The organism is Acinetobacter sp. X9, assembly GCF_054889255.1.
This window is the reverse complement of the sequence record NZ_CM142679.1, coordinates 3321473-3342895: the sequence shown is the minus strand read 5'-3', so window position 1 is coordinate 3342895 and position 21423 is coordinate 3321473. Positions and strand designations below refer to the sequence as shown.

The window sequence follows — 21423 nt, the reverse complement described above, 5'->3', positions numbered from 1 at the left end:
TGTGCTTTAAAGGCTGTATTGATGTGACCAGTTTGTGCTGGTCACACCTAAATATAAAAATTTAATGTCTTAACAGTAGGAATTACTGTGGTTGAAGACCCTTGTTTAGGCAGTGTGCCTAAATAATTATTCCAAGGAGAAGTGTCCCATGGAGACGGTTCAGGGTGGCATGTTACTGATCTACACTGTAATCGCGATTATTGCTTTAGTGGTCATGATCGCGAAGTTTAGAATTTATCCATTTTTAGTTCTTATTATTGTTTCACTCGGTTTAGCCTTGGCTGTTGGCATGCCAATGGGTGATATTGTTAAGTCTTATGAAGCCGGTACAGGTAAAACCTTAGGTCACCTTGCGATTGTAATCGCACTGGGAACGATGCTCGGTAAAATGATGGCCGAGTCTGGTGGTGCAGAGCGAATAGCAATTACTTTAATTAAGTGGTTTGGTGAGAAAAATATTCACTGGGCCATGATGTTTATTGCCCTTATTGTTGGCCTTCCCGTATTTTTCGAAGTAGGTTTCGTTCTACTCATTCCAATTGCATTCAACATTGCTAAACGGACAGGCAAATCTTTATTAGTTGTTGGCCTGCCAATGGTTGCAGGTTTATCGGTTGTGCATGGCTTAATTCCACCACATCCAGCAGCATTGTTGGCAGTACAGGCTTATCATGCTGATATTGGTAAAACGATTGCTTATAGTCTGATCGTTGGTGTGCCAACAGCTATTGTTGCTGGACCATTGTATGCACTTTGGATTAATAAATACGTTAAATTGCCCGAAAATAATCCGTTAGCGAAGCAGTTTATTGAAGCAGATACGAATAGAACTCGTGAGCTACCAAGCTTTGGGATTACCTTATTCACAATTATGCTGCCTGTAGTATTAATGTTGGTTGGAAGCTGGGCTGATCTGTTCTTTGCACCACAGACTTTCGCAAATGATTTGCTACGTTTTATTGGTACTTCTGATATCGCATTACTCATTGCCGTACTGGTCAGCTTTATTACCTTTGGTACGATGCAGGGCTTTAACCGTGAACAAATTGAAAAATTCTGCGGTGGATGTTTAGCTTCTATTGCAGGGATTATGTTGATTGTAGGTGCTGGTGGTGGTTTTGGCGGCATTTTGCGTGACACTGGTATTTCTAATGAGATTGTCTCTACAGCGTTGAAAGCAAACCTGTCGCCGTTATTGTTGGGTTGGTTTGTTGCAGCATTAATTCGTTTGGCAACAGGTTCTGCAACGGTGGCTATGGCTACAGCGTGTAGCATTGTTGCTCCAATTGCAGCTACGGCTGGTGTCGCAGTTAGACCAGAACTTTTAGTGCTTGCGACGGGTTCAGGTTCATTAGTTTTCTCACATGTAAATGATGCAGGATTCTGGTTAATCAAAGAATATTTCGGTATGACAGTGGGACAGACGCTCAAGACTTGGTCGGTATTGGAAACGATCATTTCAGTGTTGGGTTTATCTTTCACGCTACTGCTTAGCACTATTTTATAATTAAAGGTGAGTAATCCATGATTGTGATTGCAATGGGTGTCTGTGGAACAGGTAAAACCCTAATTGGTGAATTGTTATCAGAGCGTTTGGCTTGTGAGTTTCTTGATGGAGATACGCTTCATTCAGCTGCAAATAAAAGTAAGATGAGCCAAGGCATTCCTTTAACTGATGAAGACCGCTTGCCATGGTTACAGGCAATTCGTCAGGTCATTGAAACCAAACAAAGAGACGGTGAAACAGCTGTATTTACATGCTCATCTTTAAAGCGAATGTATCGCGATATTTTAAGAGGGCAGGATCAGAATGTTAAGTTTGTGTACCTAAAAGGCTCTTATGAGTTATTACAGCAAAGACTGGCAGAACGATCTGGTCATTTTTTTGACCCAGCGTTGCTACAAACACAGCTAGATACGTTGGAAGAACCTGATATGAATGAAGCAATTGCTATTGATATTGCTCTCACACCAGAACAAATCATTGAGCAAGTCATTCAGAAGCTAGGAATGACTGATAATGTGTGTCGGGGGTAAATTCATCTAGAAAGATTATCAATGCTTTAAGTTATTCACCTTGTGATTTACGGTTCAAGCAAGGTGAATACGGATAATAATAGTGATATTGACCCGAAAAAGACCTGATTACAGTGGACAGTTCGGGGATATATAAAAGACATACGAATAATAAGGTATTAAGAAGAATGAATCAGTTAAATAATTTACAGCATAAATTCCCAGTAGAGGACAGTATTCCTGAAAGTGTGCGTCTGCCTTCTCAAATTCATCAGCGTGTCTCACTAGTGGATGGTGAGTTGAGGTTGTGGGCTGGTGCAACCAAGAAAACATTATCTCCAATCTGGATTCAGCAGCCTGACGGTAGCCTACAGCAAGTTGAACTTGGTAGTTATCCAGTCATGGGTGAAAAAGAAAGTGATGAAGCGTTAGAGGCAGCGGTACGAGCTTACAACAATGGTCGTGGCGAATGGCCAATGATGAAGGTTGGTGAGCGCATTGCCTGTATGCAAAATTTTATTCAGCGCATGGTGGAGCAGCGAGATCTGATCATTAAGCTGATCATGTGGGAAATTGGTAAAAGCTTGGCTGATTCAGAGAAAGAGTTTGACCGTACGATTACCTATATGCGTCAAACGATAGATGCTCTGAAAGATCTGGATAATGCTAACTCTCGCTTTGTCATGGCTGAAGGTACGATTGGTCAAATTCGTCGTACCCCACTAGGTGTCGTGTTGTGTATGGGGCCATACAACTACCCACTGAATGAAACTTTTGCGACTCTAATCCCAGCCATGCTGATGGGGAATACGATCATCTTCAAACCACCTCAATTTGGGACATTGTTGTTCGAACCATTACTAGAAGCATTTCGTGACTCATTTCCAAAAGGTGTGATCAATACCATTTATGCACCAGGTTCTTTAGTGGTGCCGCATTTGCTGGCATCTGGGCAAATTAATGTGCTGGCACTGATTGGTTCTAGTAAAGTAGCTGATCACTTGAAGAAGCAACATCCTAAATCTCACCGTCTGCGTGCAATTTTGGGGTTGGATGCGAAGAATGCAGCTATTATTCTGCCGGATGCCGACTTGGATCTGACAGTGAAAGAGTGTCTGCTGGGTGCATTGTCATTTAATGGTCAGCGTTGTACCGCGCTCAAAATGCTGATGGTACATCGCTCGATAGCCGATGAATTTGTTAACCGCTTAACGACTGAATTAGCTAAACTGAAAGTGGGTATGCCATGGGAAAAAGGTGTATTTATTACTCCGTTACCAGGTATGCACCGTACAGCCTACATGACTGACGTCATTGAAGATGCTGTAGCTAAAGGGGCAAAAGTAGTTAATCCGGAAGGCGGTGAATTCTGCAAAACGATGTTCTATCCAGCTGTAGTTTATCCAGTGAGTGAGGGAATGAGGCTGTATCGCGAAGAACAGTTTGGTCCAGTGATACCGGTCTCTGTTTACGATGACATTGAAACTGTGCTGGACTATGTCACTACTTCTGATCATGGTCAGCAGGTGAGTATTTTTGGTAGCAACCCTGAGCAAATTGGTCACTTAGTTGATCCGCTGGTTCATCAGGTTTGTCGTGTGAATATCAACTGTCAATGTCAGCGTGGCCCTGATGTGTTCCCATTTGGTGGTCGTAAAGATTCTGCGGAAGGTACATTGTCTGTGCATGATGCACTTCGAGCATTCTCTATTCGTTCTATGATTGCTGCTAAACAGACAGATGACAGCAAAGGCATGTTGGCCTCTATGGTGTCTGAACACTACTCTAAATTTGTGAATACTGACTTTATTTTCTAATAAATATATGAATAAAAAAACCAGCCTGTGGGCTGGTTTTTATAGTGACTTATAACTTGAATAATAAAAAAACGCCTGAAATTGATCAGGCGTTTTCGTTTGAACCAATAGATTAATTACTGGCGAATTTGACCGTCACCTAACACAATCCATTTTTGAGAAGTTAAGCCTTCTAAGCCAACAGGACCGCGGGCATGGATTTTATCTGTAGAGATACCAATTTCTGCGCCTAAGCCATATTCAAAACCATCAGCAAAACGAGTTGAAGCATTGATTACGACTGAGCTTGAATCTACACGAGCCAAGAACTGACGAGCCAAAGTATAGTTTTCAGTCACAATGGCATCAGTGTGATGTGAACCATATTTGTTGATATGGTCAATTGCTTCATCAATACCGCTAACTACTTTGACAGCAAGAATTGGCCCTAAATATTCAGTATACCAATCTTCTTCTGTTGCAGGTTTTACAGAGGCACCCAAAATACGGCGTGTTTCTGGGCAGCCACGTAATTCAACTTGTTTTTCAGCATACAGTTCGGCAATGCGTGGTAAGAAAACGTCTGCAATTTTTTCATCAACAAGCAGTGTTTCCATCGCATTACAAACACCGTAACGATGTGTTTTTGCATTTAATGTAATTGGTAAAGCTTTTTGCAAGTCGGCCTGTGCTTCAACAAATACATGGCAGTTACCATCAAGATGTTTAATGACAGGAATACGCGCTTCGTTGGTTACGCGCTCAATTAAGCTTTTACCGCCACGTGGAACGATTACATCTACATATTCAGCCATCGTGATGAGGTGACCAACAGCTGCACGGTCAGAAGTTTCAATAACTTGTACTGAATGCTCAGGTAAACCAGCAACTTTTAAACCATGCTTAATTGCTTCTGCGATTGCTTTATTTGACTCGAGTGCTTCTGAACCACCGCGTAAAATAATGGCATTGCCTGATTTAATCGCTAAAGATGCAGCTTCAAGTGTTACGTTTGGACGTGATTCGTAAATCATACCCACTACGCCTAAAGGTACACGCATTTTTCCAATTTGAATGCCTGTGGGGCGATATGCAAGATCCGTAATTTCCCCAATTGGATCGACAAGCGCGATCACATCTTTTAAACCTTGCAACATCCCTTTAAAGCGTGCGGGCGTAAGCTCAAGACGATCAAGTAAGGCACTGTCGAGCTGATTGCTACGACCTTTATCCATGTCGATTTGATTCGCCGCCAAGATTGCTGCCTGATTATTTTCTAAAGCAGTATAAATAGCAGAGAGTGCATGATTTTTTAGTGAGGTTGAAGCACTTGTTAAAACGCGTGAGGCCTCGCGTGCTTGTTGCCCAACTTTTTGCATATATTGTTCAATTGAATCTTGCATAGCATTTTTTAATCATTTACCAATGAGTAAGATAGTAGCAGTCAAATGCGGAACAATGAATGGCTTTTTTTGAAAAATGTGACCATCATAAAAAAACATTTAAATATTTTGCAAACTATTAGCGACTTAAACAAGATGAGCGGTCATTTCAGCGATTGCGTATATTTCAGACAATTGTTTAGAATGGACTTGTGCAATACAAACTAATACAAATTTTAAAGTTTTGTGCATAAAAGATTACGTGTTCAAGAAGGAACTCTTGCAGCATAAAAAAATTACAGCAAGGAGGAAGCAAGGATATGAATTCCATTATTCAAATGGATTCGGAGATCAACCAAGCTTATGCCGGTTTTGGCTTTTTCGATATCTACCATAGAGATAGTTTTAAACAACCTGCTCGTACAACATGGATTGACGGTTGGAAAATTGAATATATGGCAATTGCCGATCCTAAAACGATTCACAAAACACCGATTGTGATTGTTGGTGGTGCTTTCCAGAATTTTAATTCTTATAAATATTGTGTTGAACAATTGTTTGAAAGTGGTCCGGTTATTTTAATTGACTTACCTTCAATGGGTGCAAATCAGCAAATTACTAATCGTGACACAGGAGTATCTGCGGGTACTTTAGAACTTCCTGATTTATCTGAAATGTTAGGACGTTGGTTAGATATCGTTGGAATACAAAAAGTTTCTGTAATGGGAATGTCTTTAGGGTCCGTGATTGCCTCTTGTTTTGCTCATCACCGTCCTGACCTGATGGATCGTATGATTTTGATGGGTGTTATGCAAAAGACCCGAAAAAGTTGGCGAATGATTTTGGAAGAATCCCTCAAACTCATGCAAGAAAACCGCATGGAAGAGTTTGGGCAAGCTGTGATTTTGTATTTAGTTAATCATGCAAAATTAGATAAAACTCGTATGTCACCAACCGCTAAAAAGTTATTTTTTAGACAAATGGCCGAGTTTACGGGGACTGAGCGAGAACGTTATGAAATTAACTGTAATCGCCTTTTGCGGTTAACAGATGTACCTACTCCCGAGTGCAAAACACTGGTAGCAGCAGGGCAGTACGATAGTTTTACTTTGCCTCATGAAAATGCCAATTTTGCTTTGCAATGTCCGGATATGGAATTTGCTCTGATTGCAAACGCTGATCATGTACCGCAACTCCAGCGTCGTAAAGAAACTATGAGTTTGTTCACTTCATTCTTGAAGGGTGAATCTATCCAAAATTTGGATGGTATTATTCCTATGACACGTGAACAAATGCAAAACATGGAGCGCCGAGGTGAAGAACGGATTTCAGTTCTTCATCCTAAAACGAAACTGAGCCACCGTGAATGTAAAACAGAAGTGCCAGTAACGATTGTGGATGTGACTTTCTTTGGGATGTATTTAAAAATGGATGATGTTTCACAGCTTGATTTTGTGAATGACCATCCACGTGATTTGGCACTGCATTTAGAAGATGAAGAAGGTCCTTTCTCGATTGAGTGTTTAATCTTTGAAGCTACTGAACAAGGAATACGTGCTTTATTTAAACATGGCAGTTTTGAGCTTGCTGATCGGTTAAGCCGTTTTATTGCTCGTCAAAAACAAGCAGCTTAATAATATAGTTATAGATGGAAGCTCGTTTATTTCGAGCTTCCATTTTTTATATTTATTATTTTATTTGCGCGTGAATAGTCCAGACTAAATCGCCTAAATGCTCTTCATGGCTATCTTGAGAAACTTGTCCAAAGAAGATTTGTGGCTGTTCAATAGTAACCTGCTCAAATTCTGTATCTTTAAAAAAGTCTTTAACTTCTTGTGGACTTTTGAAATGAAAACTAAATGAACTGCGAGACATGAGTTTAAGTAACTTACTGCTATTCCAGATAATACTGGCGAGTTTGTTCTTAATGGGTTCAGGATATAAGTCGGTTAAATAGTGGAACTTTTTAAAAGTAGCCCCATAGTGGCCAATCGATTGGATCAAGTGTTTTAATAAACCTTTATCAAAATAGTTAATCAAGCCTTCGCTGATTACAACCAATGGGCGGTTAGGGTCAAATACTTCAAATGCTTGTGCAAAAGCTTCTGTAAATAAATCAACTGATAAGATTTCAGGTGCATTTTTTTCAATTTGCTGTAACGCATTTTGTTTGGTTTGTGCCATATCGGGCAAATCAAGCTCCCGATAGGTAATCGAAGGGTAATGTTGCCTAAACCACCAGCCACGTGGCGATAATCCGCATGCTATTTCTAAAACTTGTAAATCAGGATTTTCTTGAATGAGTTGTTCTAAATGATGATCAAGCATGGTGTGGCGCTGTTTGAGCGTCGTGCGCATGCTACCGCCGACATACTTCTCTGCCCAAGATTCTATCGGATGAACCAAATAAGCTAGTGATTTGCCTTTGGTTGTAGCAAGTGCTTCATGAGAAATCCCCATTTGATACCAGATATAGCCTGTATAGTGGGCTGTAAAAGAGATGTGGCGGTGTTTTGAAAGTTGTTGTGTCATTCGTCCTGAGCTCGATTTATTGTTTTTGTGTGGTTTGACTGATGATCGAGACCATCAGTCAAATATACGTTTAACTCAATTTAGATCGAATTTTTAAACACTTCAATGGCTGTTTTGACAGCTTGCCACTCGTCGCCAAGCGACAAGGTTTCACCAATCTGAATTTGTGGGATTTGACCACGCATGCGTTCTAAGCGTTCTTGATTTGGTAGCTCTAAGTTTGCAATACCTTCAAGTGCTGTACATGCTGCACTACGGTCATTACATACCAGCCCCATGTCACACCCAGCCGCTAGAGCAGCCTGAATACGAGCATCTGCGCCACCTGCTACACATGCAGCCTGCATGCTTAAGTCATCAGAGAAAAGTACACCATCAAACTTCAAACGCTTGCGTAGAACTTCTTGAATCCAGAAAGGTGAAAAACCTGCTGGATTTGGATCAACTTGATCATAAATCACATGTGCAGGCATGAGTGCATCTAGCTGAGGCATAAGCTTAATGAAGCTTTGCATATCATGGTTGTAAATTTCGTCATAGCTACGACTGTCGATTGCAGCAGCAACATGAGAGTCAGCTTTTACTGAACCGTGACCCGGGAAGTGCTTGCCTGTATTTGCCATGCCGGCTTTTTTCATACCTTGCATAAATGCGCCTGCAAGCGGGGCAATATCATCAATATTTTTAGAGAAGCCACGGTCACCAATTACATCACTAATAGCATTCAGGTCTAAAACCGGTGCAAAACTGAAATCGATGCCGACTGCAAGAACTTCAGTTGCCATTAACCAGCCGCACTGTTCAGCTAGCTGAAGTGCTTTTTGTGGTTGAGTTAAATACAACTCCCCAAAACGGCCCATGGCTGGTAATAAGGTAAAACCTGATCTTAGGCGCTGAACTCGGCCACCTTCTTGGTCAACAGCAATCAAAATATCTGGGCGAATTTGACGCATATGGTCGGTTAAAGCACGCACTTGTTGTGGAGATTCAATATTTCGTGCAAATAAAATCATGCCACCGACTTGCGGAGCGCGTAATAGTTCAATATCTTCTTGAGTAAGTTCTGTGCCGGCGATGTCCAGCATCAATGCGCCAATCATATTGGTTCCATTTGAATTTTGATTGAAAAACAATAAGCGAATTTTGCAATGTTTTGCTACATTTTGTCAGTACAGAATATGATAAAACTACACGGTATAAACAATTTAGTTGGTTAAGATTTTGAATCTGCTTAGTTCATATCGAAAACAGAGCGTGTAAGATAGGAACACCCAAGGAAGTATTAAAAATTTATGAAACTTCAAACTATAGCTTGTGCAGTAGCGATCGCGACTGGCGGTTTATTCTTCTCTCATACGATGAATGAAGCGAGAGCGGCAACCAATACTGCTGCGGTTTCTCAATCAATCCAGCCAACGCAAGAACAGGCTTTGGTGGCTCGCCAACTGGCAACTTTAGTTGATCGTCAACATTATTTAAATATGCGTTTGGATGCGACCACATCAAATCGTATTCTGGATATGTATTTAGATAGTCTTGATCCAGATCACTCACTATTTTTAGATTCTGAAGTTCAAAATTATAAAAAACTATATGGTTCAAATTTTGGTGCTTCATTAAAAGCGGGGAATTTAACTGGACCGTTTGCAATTCATCAGCAATATCGTGAACGCTTAAAACAATTTTATGAGTTCATGTTAGCTGAGTTAAAACAACAGCAAAATTTAAAGCAGCCGAATAGCTATATTGAAGTTGATCGTGAAAAAGCACCGTATTTTAAAACGACTGCTGAGCAACAAAATCATTGGCGCAAAATGTTGGTTTCACAGTTAATCAACTTAACCATTAGCCGTGAAGAAGAGCAGGCGAAACAAAAAGCGCTTAAAGAAAATCCTTCACTTGCTGATGGTCAAGACTTAACTGGTCCAGAAGATTTAACGCCAGCTCAAACGTTAACTAAACGTTATACGCGTCAGCTTGAAAGAATTAGTCGTGTGAAAAGCGATGACGTCTTGGACAAAACATTAAATGCAATGTTGGCGACCTATGATCCACATAGTAACTATTATCCGCCAATTGATGCGATCGAACTTAATCGCCAAACTACCTTGCAACTAGAAGGTATTGGGGTGTCGATTCGTCCAGAACGTGGCAACGAAGATTACACCAAGATTGAAACCATTGTAGAAGGTGGACCTGCAAGTAAGTCTGGTCAAGTGAAATCAGGAGATCGAATCATTGGTGTCGCCCAAGAAGGCGAGAAAATGGTTGATGTGATTGGCTGGACAAGTTCTGAAATTGTTGGACTCATTCGTGGTAAACGCGGAACAAAAGTCACGCTAAAACTTCTTGGTGCTGGCGCATCAATGAGTCAGGCTCGTAATGTGACTTTAGTACGTGATGTTATTCAAGAAGAAGATGCTGGTGTTCGTTCACGCACAGTTGAAGTGACACGTGATGGCAAAAAGCATGTGTTGGGCGTAATTGAAATTCCATCATTCTATTTTGACTATCGTTCACGTCGTGCAGGTCAACAATACCGTTCAGTTTCTGAAGATACTGCAAATGCTTTTGAAGCGCTAAAAGCGAAGAAAGTAGAAGGTATTATTATTGACTTACGTAATGACCCGGGTGGCTCATTAGAAGAAGTTGCACGTATGTTGGGTCAGGTGATTAAGTCTGGTCCGGTGGTACAAATTCGTGATGGTAATGGCAACGTAAGCGTGTTTGAAGATAACGATGGCGGTCAGCAAATTTATACAGGCCCACTCGCGGTATTGGTGAACTTGGCCTCTGCGTCGGCAAGTGAAATTTACTCTGCTGCCATTCAAGATTATGAGCGCGGTATTATTATTGGTAGTACAACAACTGGTAAGGGTACAGCTCAGGTACAACTTGATACTCTGGCATATGGTCAAGCGACTTTAACTCAGCGTAAGTTCTATCGTATTACAGGTGGTAGTACACAAAATAAAGGTGTAGTGCCAGACATTAAACTCGTCGATATCTATAACGAAGAGTTTGGTGAGCGTAAATCGAAGAATGCGTTGAAGTGGGACACAATTCCTACTGCACCATTTAAGCGCGAAGGTTCTGTTCAGCCATATGTTACGAAGTTGTCTCAATTCTCTGAACAACGTGTTGGCAATGATGCTCAGTTTAAATATCTAAATAAACGTACTGCGATTGCTAAGGTAACAAGTGAGCAAAAACAAGTTGTACTTGATATTGATAAGCGCCGTGCTGAATTACTTGGTCTAGAGAAACAAACTTTAGATGCAGAGAATGAACGCCGTGCTGCAACGGGTCAAAAGCCTTTTGCAAACTGGGAGAGCTATCAAGCTTCATTAGATGCTCTAGCTGAATCTCGAGCTAAAATGAAAGCATCTCAACGTCCAGCGTTACCAGAAGAAGAAACTTTTGTTACTGAAGCTGCTAATGTACTCATGGATTATGCAAAATTGCAAAATCGCTAAGAGTTACTAGGCTTTAAGAAAAAAGCATGCTGTCATCAGTGTGCTTTTTTTATTTTTCATGTCAGTAAACTGTCATGCATTTATCATCAAAATGTCAAAAAAACTGCTTAATCTTTAAGCATGAAAATAAATACATTGATGGATGGCGCTATGCAAAGTTCATACGCGACAGCACTATTAAAACAACAGCAACTTCCTGAAAGCTTCCAATTCTTTTTTAAACAAAAGCAGCAGCTATCTAATGCACATTCATTGCATGATTTGGTGCGCCCACGTTTAAAAATTGCGATTGTGACGGAAACTTGGCCACCCGAAATCAATGGCGTGGCACTATCATTATTACAGTTATGCCAAGGTTTACAAAAACAGGGGCATAAGATTTTACTGATTCGCCCAGAGCAAAAAGCGAAATGTCATGACTTTACGCCAGAGCAAGAATGTCTGGTGATGTCGCAGGCGATTCCAAAATATCCAACTTTACAATTTGGTTGGCCACAATATTTAAAAGTATCGAAAGCTTTTGAAAAGTTTGTGCCAGATGTCGTACACATTGTGACTGAAGGGCCGTTAGGTTTAACCGCTATGCAGGCTGCTAAGGCAAAAGCAATTCCTGTTTCGAGTGGCTTCCATTCACCATTTCAAGACTTTAGTCGTTTCTTCGATTTGGCTTTTTTAGTCAAACCGATTCAAAAATACCTGTGCTGGTTTCACAATAACACTCAAGTAACTTGTGTGCCGAGTAAAGATACTCAAGAAGCATTACGAGGTTTTGGTATTACTTGTCCACTGGTTGTCGTTGGGCGTGGCGTAGATACAACAAGATTTTCACCGAAGCATCGCTCTGAAAATTTGCGAAAACAATGGGATGCTGAGGAGAATACTCGCGTTATGCTTTATGTGGGGCGTTTGTCTCCCGAAAAAGAAGTGCAAGTTCTCATTGAAAGTTATGCGAACCTAAAAACCATTCAGCCACATAAAACTAAATTAGTTATTGTGGGAGATGGCCCAGATTTTGCTCGTTTAAAGTCACTACCTGAAGCGAAGGGTGTTATCTTTACCGGAAGTCTAAGAGGTCAGGATTTGGCGGCTGCCTATGCGAGTGCAGATGTATTCGTATTTGCGAGTCAAGTTGAAACGTTTGGTAACGTAGTTTTAGAGGCAATGGCAAGCGGTTTACCAGTTATAGCGTATGATTATGCATGTGCACATCAATACTTAACACATGGTGTGAATGGCTGGTTAAGCCCACTTGGACAAAAAAACCACTTTATACAACAAATTTATCAGCTTCCTTCGGTACAACAACTTAGAGAAATGGGCGTACAAGCCTGTCATAAAGTACAGCAAAGCGGTTGGCAACTTCCGGTTCAGCAATTGGAGCAGGCATTTTATCAGGTAGTGAAGGAGCCCTCGTTGGACTTCACCTAAGTATCCTAAGATAGGAGAATGACCATGAAATTTAAGAATGCAAAAATAAAAATACTCGATTTAGACTTGAGAGGCTGTTTATATCTGAACAATTTCTCTCACTCACAGCGTGTTGCCCTTTTTTTCAAAATTATCAGTCGTGTTGGTGATGGTCCGTTTTGGTATCTAATGCTGGCAATTGTGTGGGGCATGCAAGGTATCACCTATAGCTTGCAAATTATCTACTTGTTGCTAGGTGGTTCTGTCGGCACAGCAATTTATAAATTTTTAAAACATAAGACAACGCGACCACGTCCTTATCAGGTGCATCAGGTGATTGTGCTTGGTGAAAGACCGCTTGATCACTTTAGTTTTCCATCAGGCCACACACTTCATGCAGTCATGGTGACAATTGTATTGGGTTACATCCAGCCAGTTTTGCTTGCTGCCATGTTCCCATTTATGGTGCTTGTCGCTTTGTCTCGTATGGTACTGGGTCTTCATTATCCAAGTGATGTGATTGTTGGTGCGCTAATTGGTGCAGCGGTCGCGGCTACGATTATTTTTGTGGCGCCATTATTGAACATCGCTTTATAAGCATCGGTAATTTTTATCAGCTTAAGCTATCGATTAAGTTTGTGGATTTGCTAAAGTACACAGTTCGTGATTTAGCAGATTAAACAGATAGGAGCCGCTATGGGCTTACGTTGGACAGATACCATTGATATTGCCATTGAATTGTCAGAAGCACATCCAGAAGTTGATCCGCAATGGATCCGTTTTACCGATTTACATGCATGGGTGTGCGCATTGCCAGACTTCAGTGATGACCCAAATAAATCGACAGAAGGATTGCTAGAAGGCATTCAGATGGCCTGGATAGACGAAGTTCGCTAAAAATAGTAGAAAAATCGCAACTTTTACACATTCAAAGCTGATTATTGCCTATGACATCGGTATAATGCGGCAAATTTTTTTAAAGTTTAAATCTTAAAATAAAGGAGCCACTCATGGCTATTGAACGTACTTTGTCTATCGTAAAACCTGATGCAGTGTCTAAAAACCACATCGGTGAAATTTTTGCTCGTTTTGAAAAAGCGGGTTTAAAAATTGTTGCGACTAAAATGAAACACCTTTCTCAAGCTGATGCTGAAGGTTTCTATGCTGAGCATAAAGAACGTGGTTTCTTTGGTGACTTAGTTGCATTCATGACTTCTGGTCCAGTTGTAGTATCTGTTCTTGAAGGCGAAAATGCAGTTCTTGCACACCGTGAAATCTTAGGCGCTACAAACCCTAAAGAAGCTGCTCCTGGTACGATTCGTGCTGACTTCGCTGTAAGCATCGACGAAAACGCTGCTCACGGTTCTGACTCAGTTGCTTCTGCAGAGCGTGAAATTGCTTACTTCTTTGCTGACAACGAGATCTGCCCACGCACTCGTTAATCGAAAGCATTCAAACCAGATAAGTGGTATACTACTTATCTGGTTTTTTTATTCTCTTAAGAGAATATTGTTTGATTCTTGAACAATATCTTCAGTTTTTTGACATGGTTTAGGTAAATACACATGAGTTCTGCAGTGGTCGTTTCATCTGAAAATCTTGATGGACAGCAGCAATCTTCGTCCACGCCGGTAATCCCTGCTGCCGAAAATAAAGTGAATTTACTCGGCATGTCTCGTCCTGAGTTAGAAAAATTCTTTGAAGATATTGGTGAGAAGAAGTTTCGTGCCGGACAGGTCATGAAATGGATACATCAATACTTTGTTACTGACTTTGCTGAAATGACCAATATTTCAGGCAAATTACGTGCGAAGCTTGAACAGATTTGTGAAATTAAAGCACCTGAAGTGGTTCACCGTCATTACTCAAAAGATGGTACACGTAAGTGGGTGTTTCGCGTAGGTGAGGGTGCAGGTTCTTTAGTTGAAACTGTATTAATTCCTGCCGAAGATAAAACTGGGTTACGTAAAACGCTTTGTATTTCCTCTCAAGTGGGCTGCGCATTAGATTGCTCATTTTGTTCAACAGGTAAACAAGGTTTCCAACGTGATTTAACGCCAGATGAAATTATTGGGCAACTCTGGATGGCAAACTATTCTTATATGGAAGAAGTGCCTGTTGCTGAGCGCGAACGTTCAGTGACCAATGTTGTGATGATGGGCATGGGTGAGCCATTGCTCAACTATGATGCCGTATTAAGCTCAATGCAGATTATGCTTGATGACTTTGCTTATGGCATGTCAAAACGTCGTGTGACTTTATCGACATCAGGTGTTGTACCAAAAATTGATCAGCTTGCGAAAGACATTGATGTGGCTTTAGCCATTTCTTTACATGCGCCAAACGATGAATTACGTAACGAATTAGTACCTATTAATAAAAAATATCCATTGGCTCAATTAATTGCAGCATGTCAGCGTTATATTGCCAAAGATGGTAATGAAAGTACGCGTAAACATGTGACGATTGAATATGTGATGTTAGAAGGCGTGAATGATCAGCCTGAACATGCACAGCAAATGATTAAATTATTAAAAAATTTACCAAGTAAAATTAACTTGATTCCGTTTAACCCGTTCCCGCATGCGCCATATGGTCGCTCAAGCCGAAATCGTATTATCTCGTTCCAAAAAACTTTGTCTGATGCGGGATTTGTGTGTACGATTCGTCAAACGCGTGGTGATGATATTGACGCTGCATGTGGGCAGTTAGTGGGTCAAGTGGCTGACAGAACCCGTCGTGCTGAGCAGTGGCAGAAAAAAGTCACACAGCGACAAGAGATTTTGCGTACACAAGGATAAATTGAGGGCAGGCTTTGAGTATTCCAAAGTTAAAAACGGTCTTATGTATGGGGATTGCAGTTGCATTTCTGGCAGGTGGTTGCCAGACAACGCATACGCAAAAAAAAGACCCAGAGAAAGCGGTAAAGGTGCGTACACAACTTGCTGCTGAACATATCCGTTCGGGTGACTTGGACTCAGCAAAACGAGCTCTTGATCAAGCTTTAAGTGTAGATAGCCGCGATGCTACTGCAAATATGATGATGGGTATTTTGCTACAGCAAGAAGGTAGCAAACCCAATTTAGAAAAAGCAGAACATTATTTTAAACGAGCAATTTCATCTGAACCAGATAATGCTCAAGCACATAATAATTATGGTACTTATTTATATCAAATGGAGCGTTATAATGATGCGGTTGAGCAATTTCGTATTGCTGGCGCAACATTAGGTTATGACCAACGCTATCAGGCATTAGAAAATCTGGGGCGTATTTATTTAAAATTGGGTGATGTTGCGAATGCTGAAAAAACATTCAAACAAGCACTCCTTGCTAACCGCGACTCTTATATTTCAATGTTAGAGTTAGCGGAAATTTTTTATTTGCAGCAGCAGATTCCGGCTGCTACACAAATGTATGAGCAATATGTTCGTACAGTGGGGCAGAAAAATCAGGGTGCAAGAGCACTTTGGATTGGTGTAAGAGTGGCTCGAGCCAATGCGGATAAAATGGGAATGCAAGTGTTAGTAAACCAGTTACGTGCTTTGTTCCCGGAAAGTCCAGAATATCAACGTTATTTGCAATTACAGTATAGTACTGAGGCCGTATGGAAATAAATCCTAATTCACAGCAGCCAACTGGCTCAAGCTTACCGACTTCTGCTTTAGGAAATATTCAACGTCCTGGTGAGTATTTACGTCAAATTCGAGTTGCTCAGAATAAAGAGTTAGGGCAAGTTTCTTCAGATTTAAATATGCCGGTTAAGACCTTGACCGCTTTAGAGCAAGATGACTATAAATCATTGCCGGAAGCGACTTTCATTAAGGGTTATTACCGTTCATATGCAAAATATTTGAATACGGACGCGACGGCAATTATTCAGCGTTTCGATGAGATTTATGCAAATGATACTGGGCTGTTACCAAATCATGCCTTAAATAATTCGCCAATTAAAATCATGGGTAAACTCCCGGGTTCTAATAGTGATCGTAATAAGAAATGGTTAAAGCGCGCACTTCTTGCTGTTGTAATTCTTGCTGTTGTGTCATTGCTTGTTATGGGTGTCCAAAAATGGACTTCAAAGAAAGAAGATGCTGATTTACCTAAAGTAAATCAATCGAATGTTGAAGTTTTACCTATGCAAGGGGCTACAACCTCAACCGTGGGTGACCAATTGATGTTAAACTTTAACCGACCAACTTCTGTTCATATTGTTGATGCAACAGGTAAAGTTTTGGCGACAGGTCGCCAGTCATCAACTTTAAACTTAACTGGTGAGTCTCCATTCCAGATTCGTCTTGATGATGCAACGGCTGTGTCATTAAGTCTAAACCAAGAACAGATTTCATTGTCTCCATATACGGTAAACGGTAAAGCAGAATTCCGTTTATCCCGCTAATACCATGAGTTGAGCGATACAATGATAGAGAACCCAATTAAACGTCGACCAACACGTAAAATCCGTGTTGGTTCGGTGTATGTCGGTGGCGATGCACCTATTAGTGTGCAAAGTATGACAAATACCGAAACTTGCGATGTCGATGCAACCGTTGCTCAAATCGAGCGTTGCGTTGATGCAGGTGCTGATATTATGCGTGTTTCGGTCCCATCTATGGAGGCTGCTGAGGCATTTGGTGCGATCCGTAAACGTGTTTCAGTTCCATTAGTGGCTGATATTCACTTTGACCATAGAATTGCTCTGGCAGTTGCAGACTATGGTGCAGACTGTTTACGTATTAACCCAGGTAATATCGGCTCAGATCAGAAAGTGCGTGAAGTCGTTGCTGCGGCGCGTCATCATGGCATTTCTATGCGTATTGGGGTCAATGCGGGTTCTTTAGAAAAAGATTTACAAAAGAAATATGGTGAGCCTACAGGTGAGGCGTTGCTTGAGTCAGCACTACGTCATATTGATATTTTAGATCGTCTCAACTTCCATGAATTCAAAGTCAGCGTAAAAGCATCAAATGTGTTTTTAACCATGGATGCTTATCGTTTACTTTCAAAGCAAATTGATAACCCATTACATTTAGGTGTGACTGAAGCAGGTATTTACCGTACAGGTACTGTGAAGTCAGCGATTGCCCTTGGTGGATTGTTGATGGAAGGTATTGGCGATACGATGCGTATTTCGCTTGCTGCCGAACCAGAAGATGAAATCAAGATTGGTTTTGATATTTTAAAATCGCTAGGGCTTCGTTCTAACGGTATCAACTTTATTGCTTGCCCAAGTTGCTCTCGCCAAGAATTTAATGTTATTCAGGTAATGCAAGCATTGGAAGAGCGTTTAGAAGATATTCGTACTCCGATGGATGTGTCGGTAATTGGTTGTAAAGTAAACGGCCCAGGTGAAGCAAAAGAAGCTGACATCGGGGTTGTTGGGGCTGCGCCTCGCTCATTGGTTTATCGTAATGGTGAAAAAAGCCATTTAATCGATACCGATCAATTGGTTGATGAAATCGAAACTATGGTTCGTCAACGTGTCCAAGAGCTTGAAGAAGCTAAATCTAAAGAAATTATTCGTAGTTCATCATGAGTTCAATCGTCGCAATCAAAGGTTTTAATGACATCTTGCCAACGCAAACAGTAGCGTGGAGACGTCTCGAGCAACATTTAGCATCTTTAATGGATGCTTATGGATATCAACAAATTCGTTTGCCGATCGTTGAACAAACGGGCTTGTTTAAACGTGCTATTGGTGATGCTACCGATATTGTTGAAAAAGAAATGTATACCTTTTTTGACAAAGGTAATCCACCAGAGTCATTAACCCTACGTCCGGAAGGTACAGCAGGTTGTGTTCGTGCATTGGTTGAACATAATTTGTTGCGCGGTGCTACGCCACGCGTGTGGTATATGGGACCTATGTTCCGTTATGAGAAGCCACAAAAAGGACGCTACCGTCAGTTCCACCAGTTTGGCGTGGAAACTTTCGGTGTTGCGACTCCTGATATTGATGCTGAATTGATTATGTTGACCGCTCGTTTATGGAAACGTATGGGCGTTGCTGATAAGGTTCAGCTTGAGTTAAATACTTTGGGCGAAACTGATGAGCGTACAGAGTATCGTAATGCTTTAGTTGCGTTTTTAAACGAGCATAAAGATGCGTTGGATGAAGACTCACAGCGTCGTTTAACAACAAATCCATTACGTATTTTGGATTCTAAAATTGAATCGACTCAGAAAATTTTAGAAAATGCGCCAAAATTACATGACTTCTTGAAAGAAGAAAGTTTGAATCATTTTAAGCAGTTACAAGATTATTTGACAGCTGCTGGCATCCAATTTGTCATTAATCAAAAATTGGTGCGTGGTCTGGATTACTACAATAAAACCGTTTTTGAATGGACAACAACTGCACTTGGTTCGCAAGGTACTGTATGTGCTGGTGGTCGCTACGACGGTTTAGTTGGTCAGCTAAAAGGTAAGGCCGATCAATCTGTACCTGCTGTTGGTTTTGCGATGGGTATGGAGCGTTTATTGCTTCTACTTGAGCAGGTTGAACAAGCTCAAATTATTCGTGATTGTGAAGTCTTCTTGGTTGCAGAATCTGCTTATCAAACTAAAGCTTTGATTTTAGCAGAACAATTACGTGACCAGTTAGAAGCTGCAAATAGCAGTATTCGAATCAAAACAGGTTCACAAGGCAGCATGAAGAGTCAGATGAAAAAAGCTGATCAGGCTGGAGCTGTTTACGCCATGATTTTAGGTGAGCGTGAATGGGAAGCGCAGCAGCTTGCTATCAAAGAGTTAGCAACAGCTGAGCAGTCTCAAGTTGCGCTGGCTGAGCTTGTACCATTCTTAATCGAAAAATTTACAAAATAAACTGAAACATCTGGAAAAGGACAATCACATGAGCTTAAGTGATGAAGAACAATTCGACAGCTTAAAGTCGTTCGCCAAAAAATATGGTTCTGCCATGATTAGCGGGATTCTCATTGCATTGATTGCCTTTTTTGGGTGGGAATATTGGCAAAAAAGAAATCTTGCGAGCAGCCAGACAGAAACTGCAAAAGTACAGCAGTTAATGGATGAAGCAAATGCAAGTGCTGATAATCCTAATGCTTTAACTTCGTTAACTGCATCGGCAGATAAAATCGTAAAAGATGATATCGATTCTGTTCAGGCGATACAGACTCAGTTCGTATTAGCAAAATTAGCTTATGAAAAACAAGACTATGCTGCTGCTGAAAAAGCATTGAAGAAAGTCGAAAATTCAAAAGTAAAAGATGAAGGTTTGATTCAGGTTGTAAAATTGCGTTTAGCAGATGCACAATTGGCTCAAAACAAATATGATGAAGCACTAAAAACCTTGTCTGGTAACGTCGATCCTGCGTTTAAAGCAACAGTAGAAGAGTTACGTGGTGATATCTTTGTTGCCAAGAAAGATATTGATTCTGCTAAAAAAGCGTATCAGGCAGCATGGGATTCGTTACTGGAACGTAAACAAGAACGACAAATTTTACAAATTAAACTCGAAAGTGTTGGCGTTTTAGTTGAAGATCCACAGATTGAGCGCCCAATTTTGGAAACACAGGTGGAAGAGTCTTAATGAATCAGAAATTCAAACTGCCTTTGGCAATTGCAATCGCATCAGCTGTACTGGTGGGATGTTCTAGCAACAAAGTAAAAGAAGCAAAACCAAATCCACTACCGAAATTGACTGAGTCGAAAAAGACTCTAGTACCCGTGTTTTCGCGCAGTGTTTCTTCTACTGATAAGGCAGATCCGTTACGTTTGCAGCTTGATGCAAGTGAGGGCGTGGTCTTTACACTTGATCCAAAAGGTGAAGTCGCTGCATATCGTGGCAAGCAACGCATTTGGGAGAAAAAAGTCAGCAAATTAGGCTTGAGCTCTGGTGTTGAAGCTGCTGAAGGAATTGTTGTTGTTGGCAATAGTAAAGGTCAACTTTTTGCTTTAGATCAGGCAACAGGTGAACAAAAGTGGACTGCGCAGTTATCTGGTGCACTATTAAGTCCTTCTTTAGTTCAGTCTGGACGCGTTATTACCATTGCTAATGATGGTACTGTATTTGCGCATGATGCTGGTTCAGGCCAACAAGTTTGGGCTTATAAATTACCAAATGTCCAATTTAGTTTACGTGGTCAGGCGTCACCGGTGAGTCTTGACCCGCGTACCGTATTAATCGCATCTGCGAATGCGTATGTTTATGCAATTGATACGATTAGTGGTATTCCACGTTTCCAACGCCGTGTTGCGGTAAGTGAAGGTCGTTCTGATATTCAACGTTTGATTGATATCGATGGTGATCCTACTGTTGCTGGACAGTTTATGGTAACTACAAGTTTCCAAGGGCAAGTGACTGTAACTGATCTAGCTTCGCAACGTGTAGTTTGGAGTGAAGACTCAAGCAGCACGAAGCGTCCAGAAGTTTATGACAATAAAGTATTTGTTTCATCAACTGATGGTAAGTTAACTGCTTATGATTTAACGACAGGCGAACAAGTTTGGCAAAATGATAGTTTATTAAACCGTCATTTAAGTAACCCTGTTGTGTTGGGATCGGACCTTATTGTTGGTGATTTAGATGGCGTATTACATCTTGTTGATCCTGCAACAGGTAAGTTGATTGGTCGTTCAAAAACAAGTGGTGAGGTCAATACATTACGTGTTATTGAGAACCAACTTTACGTTTCGACCAGAAAAGGCGATTTAACTATTTGGCAGAATCGTTAATTTCGTTTGCTTGTGCTAAAATAGCCGCTTAACAAATTACGCTGTTAAAAAATATCGGGGTGTTTGAATTAAATCAGTTCAAAGCCCCGTCTTTTATTATGGTCATATCTGACCTTAA

At 40.9% G+C, this 21423-nt stretch carries 19 protein-coding genes; 16 read left to right on the top strand and 3 right to left on the bottom strand.

The window, feature by feature from the left end:
• The first annotated feature begins 148 nt into the window (after positions 1–148).
• From ACYU0V_RS15915 to ACYU0V_RS15905, 3 genes are all read left to right on the top strand, one after another.
• Entirely contained in the window at positions 149–1507 is a 1359-nt protein-coding gene (locus ACYU0V_RS15915) for a GntT/GntP/DsdX family permease (protein ID WP_002115035.1), read from the top strand.
• A gap of 17 nt (positions 1508–1524) precedes the next feature.
• Positions 1525–2037: a gluconokinase gene (locus ACYU0V_RS15910; protein WP_130127805.1), complete on the top strand. Its 513-nt coding sequence runs from the start codon at positions 1525–1527 to the stop codon at positions 2035–2037.
• Between the two features lie 167 nt (positions 2038–2204).
• Positions 2205–3833 carry an NADP-dependent glyceraldehyde-3-phosphate dehydrogenase gene (locus tag ACYU0V_RS15905; protein WP_461848204.1) on the top strand — a complete coding sequence of 543 codons (1629 nt, stop codon included), beginning with the start codon at positions 2205–2207 and terminating at the stop codon, positions 3831–3833.
• 116 nt (positions 3834–3949) lie between these two features.
• Here ACYU0V_RS15905 and ACYU0V_RS15900 read toward each other — a convergent pair whose 3' ends face one another.
• Positions 3950–5215, bottom strand: coding sequence for a glutamate-5-semialdehyde dehydrogenase (locus tag ACYU0V_RS15900; protein ID WP_044101247.1), 1266 nt, complete (start codon positions 5213–5215; stop codon positions 3950–3952).
• A 299-nt stretch (positions 5216–5514) separates the two neighbouring features.
• On the opposite strand from ACYU0V_RS15900, the gene ACYU0V_RS15895 reads away from it, so the two are divergent.
• Positions 5515–6828, top strand: coding sequence for an alpha/beta fold hydrolase (locus tag ACYU0V_RS15895; protein WP_461848202.1), 1314 nt, complete (start codon positions 5515–5517; stop codon positions 6826–6828).
• Between the two features lie 55 nt (positions 6829–6883).
• Here the strand turns inward: ACYU0V_RS15895 and ACYU0V_RS15890 are convergent, their stop codons facing one another.
• Both ACYU0V_RS15890 and nagZ read right to left on the bottom strand, forming a co-directional pair.
• The gene (locus tag ACYU0V_RS15890; protein ID WP_461848201.1) at positions 6884–7726 is read right to left on the bottom strand and encodes a class I SAM-dependent methyltransferase; all 843 of its coding nucleotides are present in this window, start codon (positions 7724–7726) and stop codon (positions 6884–6886) included.
• Positions 7727–7806: 80 nt separating this feature from the next.
• Positions 7807–8826, bottom strand: coding sequence for a beta-N-acetylhexosaminidase (gene nagZ, locus ACYU0V_RS15885; protein ID WP_069122368.1), 1020 nt, complete (start codon positions 8824–8826; stop codon positions 7807–7809).
• Positions 8827–9018: 192 nt separating this feature from the next.
• On the opposite strand from nagZ, the gene ACYU0V_RS15880 reads away from it, so the two are divergent.
• The 12 genes from ACYU0V_RS15880 (at position 9019) to bamB (ending at position 21305) form a co-directional block, all read left to right on the top strand.
• On the top strand, positions 9019–11202 hold the full coding sequence (locus ACYU0V_RS15880) for a carboxy terminal-processing peptidase (RefSeq protein ID WP_002114787.1): 2184 nt from the start codon (positions 9019–9021) through the stop codon (positions 11200–11202).
• Positions 11203–11340: 138 nt separating this feature from the next.
• The gene (locus ACYU0V_RS15875; protein ID WP_461849961.1) at positions 11341–12630 is read left to right on the top strand and encodes a glycosyltransferase family 4 protein; all 1290 of its coding nucleotides are present in this window, start codon (positions 11341–11343) and stop codon (positions 12628–12630) included.
• Positions 12631–12654: 24 nt separating this feature from the next.
• Positions 12655–13206, top strand: a complete 552-nt coding sequence (locus tag ACYU0V_RS15870) for a phosphatase PAP2 family protein (protein WP_017482038.1) — start codon at positions 12655–12657, stop codon at positions 13204–13206.
• A 99-nt stretch (positions 13207–13305) separates the two neighbouring features.
• The gene (iscX, locus tag ACYU0V_RS15865; protein WP_004698764.1) at positions 13306–13506 is read left to right on the top strand and encodes a Fe-S cluster assembly protein IscX; all 201 of its coding nucleotides are present in this window, start codon (positions 13306–13308) and stop codon (positions 13504–13506) included.
• A gap of 113 nt (positions 13507–13619) precedes the next feature.
• Positions 13620–14051, top strand: a complete 432-nt coding sequence (gene ndk / locus ACYU0V_RS15860) for a nucleoside-diphosphate kinase (protein ID WP_000963851.1) — start codon at positions 13620–13622, stop codon at positions 14049–14051.
• A 123-nt stretch (positions 14052–14174) separates the two neighbouring features.
• Complete coding sequence (rlmN, locus tag ACYU0V_RS15855) at positions 14175–15410, top strand: dual-specificity RNA methyltransferase RlmN (RefSeq protein ID WP_002115097.1); 1236 nt, start codon at positions 14175–14177, stop codon at positions 15408–15410.
• A gap of 14 nt (positions 15411–15424) precedes the next feature.
• Complete coding sequence (gene pilW, locus ACYU0V_RS15850) at positions 15425–16225, top strand: type IV pilus biogenesis/stability protein PilW (RefSeq protein WP_212823832.1); 801 nt, start codon at positions 15425–15427, stop codon at positions 16223–16225.
• Entirely contained in the window at positions 16216–17007 is a 792-nt protein-coding gene (locus ACYU0V_RS15845; protein ID WP_262440106.1) for a helix-turn-helix domain-containing protein, read from the top strand. Before pilW ends, ACYU0V_RS15845 begins: the two co-directional genes overlap by 10 nt.
• 21 nt (positions 17008–17028) lie before the next feature.
• A complete protein-coding gene (gene ispG / locus ACYU0V_RS15840) occupies positions 17029–18144 on the top strand; it encodes a flavodoxin-dependent (E)-4-hydroxy-3-methylbut-2-enyl-diphosphate synthase (RefSeq protein WP_002115078.1) in 1116 nt (371 codons plus the stop codon).
• Positions 18141–19433, top strand: a complete 1293-nt coding sequence (gene hisS / locus ACYU0V_RS15835; RefSeq protein ID WP_461848200.1) for a histidine--tRNA ligase — start codon at positions 18141–18143, stop codon at positions 19431–19433. The genes ispG and hisS overlap by 4 nt, the downstream gene beginning before the upstream one ends.
• A gap of 28 nt (positions 19434–19461) precedes the next feature.
• Positions 19462–20160 (top strand): YfgM family protein, encoded by a 699-nt coding sequence (locus tag ACYU0V_RS15830; RefSeq protein ID WP_206236570.1) that lies wholly within the window; start codon positions 19462–19464, stop codon positions 20158–20160.
• Positions 20160–21305: an outer membrane protein assembly factor BamB gene (gene bamB / locus ACYU0V_RS15825; RefSeq protein ID WP_461848199.1), complete on the top strand. Its 1146-nt coding sequence runs from the start codon at positions 20160–20162 to the stop codon at positions 21303–21305. Before ACYU0V_RS15830 ends, bamB begins: the two co-directional genes overlap by 1 nt.
• The last annotated feature ends 118 nt before the right edge of the window (positions 21306–21423 follow it).